This window comes from Azospirillum oleiclasticum (genome assembly GCF_013423485.1).
Taxonomy (GTDB): domain Bacteria; phylum Pseudomonadota; class Alphaproteobacteria; order Azospirillales; family Azospirillaceae; genus Azospirillum; species Azospirillum oleiclasticum.
On record NZ_JABFFR010000065.1, the window covers coordinates 1 to 7,225 of the forward strand.

The following is a 7,225-nucleotide window of genomic DNA, read 5'->3' on the forward strand; positions in this document are numbered from 1 at the left end:
GCCGCCGACCGTCCCCTTATTACTTCGCCGGCACCACGCCGCCATGCTCGCCGCCGCCGGGGCGGCGCTTGCGGATCAGCAGCGAGATCAGCGGCCAGAACAGCATGACCAGCGCCAGCGTGACGATGCTGCTGACCAGCGGGTTCGACCAGAAGATCGCCAGGCTGCCCTGCGACGACAGCATCGCCTGACGGAAGCTGCTCTCCGCCATGTCGCCCAGCACCAGGGCCAGCACCAGCGGGGCCAGCGGGTAGGACAGCTTCTTGAAGATGTAGCCCAGCACACCGAAGAACAGCATCAGCACCACGTCCATGAAGGCGTTGTGGACGGTGTAGGCGCCGACCGCGCAGATCACCACGATGATGGGTGCTATGATGCTGAAGGGGATGCGCAGGATCGAGGCGAAGAGCGGCACGGTCGTCAGCACCACGATGAGCCCGGCGATGTTGCCGAGATACATGCTGGCGATCAGGCCCCAGACGAACTCCTTCTGCTCGACGAACAGCAGCGGACCGGGCTGCAGGCCCCAGATCAGCAGGCCGCCCAGCAGCACCGCTGCGGTGGGCGAGCCGGGGATGCCCAGCGTCAGCATCGGCAGCAGCGCGCTGGTGCCGGCGGCGTGCGCCGCGGTCTCGGGCGCCACCACGCCTTCCATCTCGCCGGTGCCGAACTTGTTGCCGGAGCGTGAGAAGCGCTTGGCGAGACCGTAGCTCATGAAGGAGGCCGGGGTGGCGCCGCCGGGCGTGATGCCCATCCAGCAGCCGACGATGGAGCCGCGGATCGCGGTCACCCAGTAGCGGGGGAGCTGCTTCCAGGTCTGCCACACGACGGCGGCGTTGATCTTGGCGCTCTTGCCCTTGAAGGCCAGCCCCTCTTCCATGGTCAGCAGGATCTCGCCGATGCCGAACAGGCCGATGACCGCGATCAGGAAGTCGAAGCCGCGCAGCAGCTCCACCGAGCCGAAGGTCATGCGCAGCTCGCCGGTCACGCTGTCGAGACCCACCGCGGCGAGCGCGAAGCCCAGCATCATGGCGCTCAGCACCTTGAAGGGGTTGGAGCCGCCCATGCCGATGAAACTGCAGAATGTCAGCAGCTGGACCGCAAAGAACTCCGCCGGTCCGAAGCGCAAGGCGAAGATGGCGATCAGCGGCGCCAGGAAGGTGATCATCACCACGGCGACGAAGGCGCCGAAGAAGGAGGAGGTGAAAGCCGCCGTCAGCGCCTCGCCCGCGTGCCCCTTCTGCGCCATCGGATGGCCATCGAAGGTGGTCGCCACGGACCAGGGCTCACCGGGGATGTTGAACAGGATCGAGGTGATGGCGCCGCCGAACAGCGCGCCCCAGTAGATGCAGGACAGCATGATGATGGCCGAGGTCGGCGACATGCTGAAGGTCAGGGGCAGCAGGATCGCCACCCCGTTCGCACCACCCAGGCCGGGGAGCACCCCGATCAGGACGCCCAGCGTGATGCCGATGAACATGTACGCGATATTCATGGGGTCGGCGAGCACGCCGAAGCCGTGAATGAGTGAAGCCAGGGCTTCCAACATTCCCTCCCTGAATGTGCCGCCGGCCCCGAAGGTACCGGCGGCATTGACCGGACGGGTCCGCGACGGGACCTCAGAAGCCGAGCATGGTCTCCACCGGTCCCTTGGGCAGCGGCACCAGGAACCAGATTTCGAACATCACGAAGAGCGCCAGCGGAACCAGCACCGCGATCGGCAGGATCACCGTCGGGCGGTATTTGCCCACCCAGCGCATGAAGAAGGCGATGAACAGCATCGCGGCGATGTAGATGCCGATCAGTCCGGTCAGCCCCACGAACACGGCGCTGGGCACCAGCACCTGCATGACGAGGCCGAGCTGGTCGCGCTCCACGAAGGTGCTGCGGTCGGCGGCACGGTTGGCGATGGCGATTCCGGCGGTGATGAGGCTGCTGACGAACATCACCAGCCCGACGTAGAAGGGGAAGTATCCGGCCTTCGGCCCTTCCGGACCCCAGCCGTTGCCGACGCGCACACTGTCGGCCATGACGACGATCGCGATGGCCGCGAAGAGCAGGGCCATGACGATCTCCATGGTCCGGTTGGAGACGACCGGATCGCTGCCGCTCGAAGGGTGTTCCATGGAACCGTTCCCGTAGGGCAAAGGGGGGGAATTGGGTGTGTGGGAGGGACGTCGTCGACCAGGGCTCCCACCCAAACCCTCCCCCACTCTCGCGGGGGAGGACTTTTCGTCTCCGTCCCCCGTCGAAGATGGGGGAGGGCCGGGGCGGGTGCGCAACGCGGAATGTCCGCACCCCCACCGTCACACCGTCATTTCAGGAAGCCGGCCTTCGCCATCAGCGACTTGTGCAGGTCCTCGGCCGACGTCAGCCAGGTCTGGAACTCCTTGCCGGTCAGGAAGCGCGTGTTGAAGGCGCCCTTGGCCATGAAGTCCTTCCAGTCCTCGGTCTCGCGGACCTTCTTGAAGAGTTCGACGTAGTAGCTGATCTGGTCCGGCGTGGCGCCGGGGGCCATGAAGATGCCGCGGAGCATCGTGTACTCCACGGGCAGCCCGGCTTCCTTGCAGGTCGGGATGGTGTTCCACGACTTGCCGTCGGCGATCGGTTCCTTCAGCGGGATGCGCTCGTTGTCGAAGACGCAGAGCGGCTTCAGCGCGCCGGCGCGCCACTGCGAGACCGCTTCGATGGGGTTGTTGACGCTGGAGTGGATGTGGCCGCCGACCAGCTGCGCCGCCACGTCGCCACCGCCCTTGTAGGGGATGTAGGTGAAGCGGCTGTTGGTCGCCTGCTCGATGGCGGCGGTGACGATCTGGTCTTCCTGCTTCGACCCGGTGCCGCCCATCTTGAACTCGTTGGGCGGGGCGGCGGCCACGGCGTCGACGAATTCCTTGGCGGTCTTCTGCGGCTGGTTGGTGTTGACCCACAACACGAAGTTGTCGAGCGCCAGCATCGCCACCGGCGTCATGTCCTTCCACGAGAAGGGCACGCCCGTCGCCATCGGCGTGGTGAACAGGTTGGACAGCGTGATGATGATCTTGTGCGGGTTGCGGTTGGACGACTTGACGTCCAGGAAACCCTCGGCGCCAGCGCCGCCCGACTTGTTGATGACGACCAGGGGCTGCTTCATCAGGTCGTTTTTCTGGATGATGCCCTGGATCATCCGCGCCATCTGGTCGGCGCCGCCGCCGGTGCCGGCGGGAACGATGAACTCGACGGACTTGGTGGGCTCCCAGGCAGCGTTGGCCGTGGTGGCGCCCAGAGTCAGAGCGCCCGCCACGGCAATGGCGGTGCCGAGCGCTGTCATGGTCTTACGGTGGGGGGTTCCGGAGGAAAGCGGGCAAGGTCCCTCATGCATCGTGCAGTTTCCTTCCCTGGATGGCCGGGCTGCGATTCGGACCCGGACTTGTCGTTCAGCACTGTCCCGGCGTTTGGGAATTGCTCGTCTAGCGGACAGTCTGTGTGGTATACCATATATGGCATGCCCCTATCACACAATAGGATTCTTCACTGACCGGGCCGAAAAAGTGAAGGAAACGGCCAGAAGGTTGCGCCGATTACTGCCAAGCTGCTGGAATCGCCCAACTACCCGAAAGACGACGGCGGCCGTGACGCGAGCTTGCCGGCGGTCCGCTGTGCTTGTGGATTTGGGATACGAAATTCTATTTCGTGTTTTTGTCGGGCGCGACTGTGCGGCGGGGGCCGCAGGGGCCGAAACGCCGAAGGGGCGGCTCCCCGTTTCCGGGAATCCGCCCCTCCGTTCCGGCGATGGTGCGGCTCAGTCGCTGCTGCCGGCCGCCTGTGCCGCCACACCGGGGGGAACCGTGATCTTGCGATCGGCCTCGGCCGCGAGCGCGCCGTTGCGGGCGTGGTGGCGCGCCAGCATCGGCTTGAGGATCACCAGCGCTGCGACCGCGGCCGTCAGGTCCATCCCCGCGGTCACGTACAGCACGGTCGCCCAGGTGCCGGTCGCCTCCATCAGCAGGTTGCCGAACGGGACGAGCAGGGCGGCCACGCCCTTGGCGCAGTAGAGGACGCCGTAGATCTTGCCGGCGTGCTTGGTGCCGAAGGTGTCGGCGGCGGTGGCGCTGAACAGGCTGTACACCTCGCCCCAGGCCAGGAACACGACGCCGCTGAGGATCAGGAACATCATCGGGTCGTGGCCGAGGTGGGCCAGCATGATGATGCCCAGGCCTTCCAACGAGAAGGCGATGAACATGGTGCGCTCGCGGCCGATATGGTCGGAGATGAAGCCGAAGAGCGGGCGGGAGATGCCGTTCATCACGCGGTCCAGCATCAGCGCGAAGGGCAGGGCCGCCATGGTGATGCCGAACAGGTTGACCGGCGTCTCCTTGACGCCCAGGTCGTGGGCGATCACGCCGAGCTGCGCCACCGCCATCAGGCCGCCGGTCACGGTGCAGATGAACATGGCCTGGAGCAGCCAGAACACCGGGGTGCGCAGCGCCTCGCCCAGCGTGTAGTCGCGGCGGGACTGGGCGACCTTGGTGGAGTGCTTCACCTCCTCCTTCGCCGGCATGCGCAGCGCCCAGGCGGCGATGAAGATGATGGTGCCCTGGACCAGGCCGAACCAGAAGAAGGTCGCCTGGTAACCGCTGCTGTGGATCATGTTGGCGATCGGCAGGATGGTCAGGGCCGAGCCGGCGCCGTAACCGCCGGCGGTCAGGCCGACCGCCAGGCCGCGCTTGTCCGGGAACCACTTCAGCGCGTTGTTGACGCAGGTGGAATAGACGCAGCCCACGCCGATGCCGCCGATGGCCGAACCGATGTAGAGCATCGACAGTGTGTCGGCGTAGCTGTTGACGACCCAGGCCAGCCCGGTGAACAGGCCGCCCACCGCCACCACCACGCGGGGGCCGTAGCGGTCGATGAAATAGCCTTCGATGGGGGTGAGCCAGGTCTGGACCACGACGAAGACGGTGAAGGCCGTCTGGATCGCCGCGCGGGTCCAGTTGTGGGTTGCCTGGATCTCCGGGACGAAGAGGGTCCAGGCGTATTGGATGTTGGCGGCGGCCACCATGCAGATGATGCCGGCGACGATCTGCATCCAGCGTTTGGAATCGGAAATGGCCGGACGCGGTTCGCCGGGCTGTGCTGCTGTCGGATGACCCATGGAGTCCCTCCCTGGACTTGAGACCTGCTGCTGGGCACTGACGTTTCGGGGCACGGAGGCGTCGTCGGGGGCGTTGCGGCCCGGCGCGCCATACGCGCGGGTTTCACCGTATCGTGGGGTGTCGGGTTGGAACCGAAGCCGGAACGGAGGCTGACAGGCACTTCAGATTTTGAATCTGGTCTACCAGACTAATCGACGCCAATCAACCCCCGTCAAAGGGCTTACAAGAACAGACCGCCGGGCTCCACTTTCGGAAGGGTGCCGCTGCGGCAGTATCGACAGGAAAACTATCGCAACGCACAAGAAAAGGATTGATGATTATTTTAAAAAAGAAAGCCGTGCTGGGATCAGCACGGCTCCGAGTTGGGAGGACGCGCTACGGAACAAACTGTGACAGAGTGTGGAGCAACGTCGTCAAATCCATCGCTCCACCGTCAGTATCTTACTATCACCCGCCGACAGCAACTTCGTGCAACGGATTTTCCACCACACGGAATTTCCGTTTCACTGAGGAACCGTGGGGCCGATGGCCGGCATCGGCACGCCCGCCACGGCCGGCAGCGGCCGGATCGGGCCGAGGATGCGTGCCGTCAGCCGCTGCGCCACCCGCGGCGGCACGAAGCGGGAGACGTTGCCGCCGAGCGACGCCACCTCCTTCACCAGGCGGGACGCGATGAACTGGTGCCCGTCCGACGCCATCAGGAACAGCGTTTCGATGCCGCGGTCGAGATGGGCGTTCATGCCGGCCATCTGGAACTCGTACTCGAAATCCGACACCGCGCGCAGGCCGCGGACCATGAAGCCGGCCCCCAGCGAGCGCGCGAAATCGACCAGAAGCCCGTCGAAGGGAAGCACCTCGACCGCGGTGGCGCCGGTGGGCAGGACCGCCAGCTCGCCCTCGATCATCGCGACCCGCTCGTCGAGCGTGAAGAGCGGCCCCTTGCCGGCGTTGCGGTGGACGGCGACGACCAGCCGGTCCACCAGGCGCGCGGCGCGCACGACAATGTCGAGATGGCCGTTGGTCACCGGATCGAAGGTTCCGGCGTAGACCGCCGTCCGATGCCTGCCCGTGTCGCCGATCATGGATGCTCCCCCTTCGCCGGTTCAGGCGGGCACGCGCCCGCCGATCTCCTGGGTGATGGCGATGCTGGTGCGCCGCACCGCCTCGCCCAGCATGGCGATGCGCTGGTCGTCCATGCGCCGGTTGCTGGCCGACAGCGACAAGGCACCCAGCACGCCCGCGTTCTCGTCGAAGATCGGGGCGGCGACGCAGCGCATCCCGCTCTCGCGCTCCTCCTGGTCAACCGCGAAGCCGCGGCTGCGGGTCAGTTGCAGCTCGGTGTGCAGGTGGGGCAGGGAGGTGACGGTACTGCGGGTGAACTGGCGCATGCCGCGCTCGTTCAGGATGCTCTGCACACGCGCCGCCGTCATGCCCGACAGCATGGCCTTGCCCACGGCGGAGCAGTGCAGCAGCGTGCGCTCGGTGGCCGGCACCACCCCGTGCGCGACCCGCGGGCCGGTGATGCGGGCGAGGTAGCGGGCCTCGCCGTTCTCCTCCACCGCCAGGTTCACCACCTCCGACGTCTCCTCCATCAGCCGGCGCATGCGCGGCCGGGCGATGTCGACGATGTTGCGGGTGGCGAGGAAGCCGACGCCGGTCATGTAGGCCTGCACGCCCACCGACCAGCCGCGGGTCGCCTGGTCGAAGCGCACGTAGCGTTCGATCTGCAGCGTGGTCAGCAGCCGGTGGGTGGTCGATGGCGACAGGTCGGCGGCGTCGGCCAGTTCGGTCAGCGTCATCGGCCCCTTGGAGCCGCCGAGAATGGTCAGAAGGTTAAGGGCGCGGGTCAGCGACTGGACGACCTGTCCCTTGGACGTGCCCTCGTTGCGGCCGGCGTCGGCACCATGCACGCGCTCGGCGTTTGCCAGACTGTTCAACATGGCCCATCCCTCGCGATAAGGGTTCCTGCGGGTGTCGGGGGGCCTCGGGTCGGGCGTAGAGCCGACCCGACGCTCCACCCCGCCCGTCAGTGCCGCATGGCCGTCAGCATGGTGGAACCCAGGCTGGCGGGGCTGTCGGCGACGGCGATGCCG

6 protein-coding genes are annotated in these 7,225 nt (G+C 66.4%); all 6 read right to left on the bottom strand.

The genetic code is table 11. The features are described 5' to 3' along the window. Nucleotides 1–19: 19 nt before the first annotated feature. The 6 genes from HL658_RS35125 to HL658_RS35150 all read right to left on the bottom strand — a co-directional run bounded on the left by HL658_RS35125 (nt 20) and on the right by HL658_RS35150 (nt 7,072). A complete protein-coding gene (locus HL658_RS35125) occupies nt 20–1,480 on the bottom strand; it encodes a tripartite tricarboxylate transporter permease (protein WP_246338281.1) in 1,461 nt (486 codons plus the stop codon). 139 nt (nt 1,481–1,619) lie between these two features. Beyond that, nucleotides 1,620–2,126, bottom strand: a complete 507-nt coding sequence (locus HL658_RS35130; protein ID WP_180283191.1) for a tripartite tricarboxylate transporter TctB family protein — start codon at nt 2,124–2,126, stop codon at nt 1,620–1,622. Nucleotides 2,127–2,314: 188 nt separating this feature from the next. Further along, the gene (locus HL658_RS35135; RefSeq protein ID WP_180283190.1) at nt 2,315–3,307 is read right to left on the bottom strand and encodes a Bug family tripartite tricarboxylate transporter substrate binding protein; all 993 of its coding nucleotides are present in this window, start codon (nt 3,305–3,307) and stop codon (nt 2,315–2,317) included. 471 nt (nt 3,308–3,778) lie between these two features. After that, complete coding sequence (gene oxlT, locus HL658_RS35140) at nt 3,779–5,131, bottom strand: oxalate/formate MFS antiporter (RefSeq protein WP_180283189.1); 1,353 nt, start codon at nt 5,129–5,131, stop codon at nt 3,779–3,781. A 504-nt stretch (nt 5,132–5,635) separates the two neighbouring features. Next, nucleotides 5,636–6,214 (bottom strand): pantetheine-phosphate adenylyltransferase, encoded by a 579-nt coding sequence (coaD, locus tag HL658_RS35145; RefSeq protein ID WP_180283188.1) that lies wholly within the window; start codon nt 6,212–6,214, stop codon nt 5,636–5,638. Nucleotides 6,215–6,235: 21 nt separating this feature from the next. Then, a complete protein-coding gene (locus HL658_RS35150; protein WP_180283187.1) occupies nt 6,236–7,072 on the bottom strand; it encodes an IclR family transcriptional regulator in 837 nt (278 codons plus the stop codon). Nucleotides 7,073–7,225 lie beyond the last annotated feature (153 nt).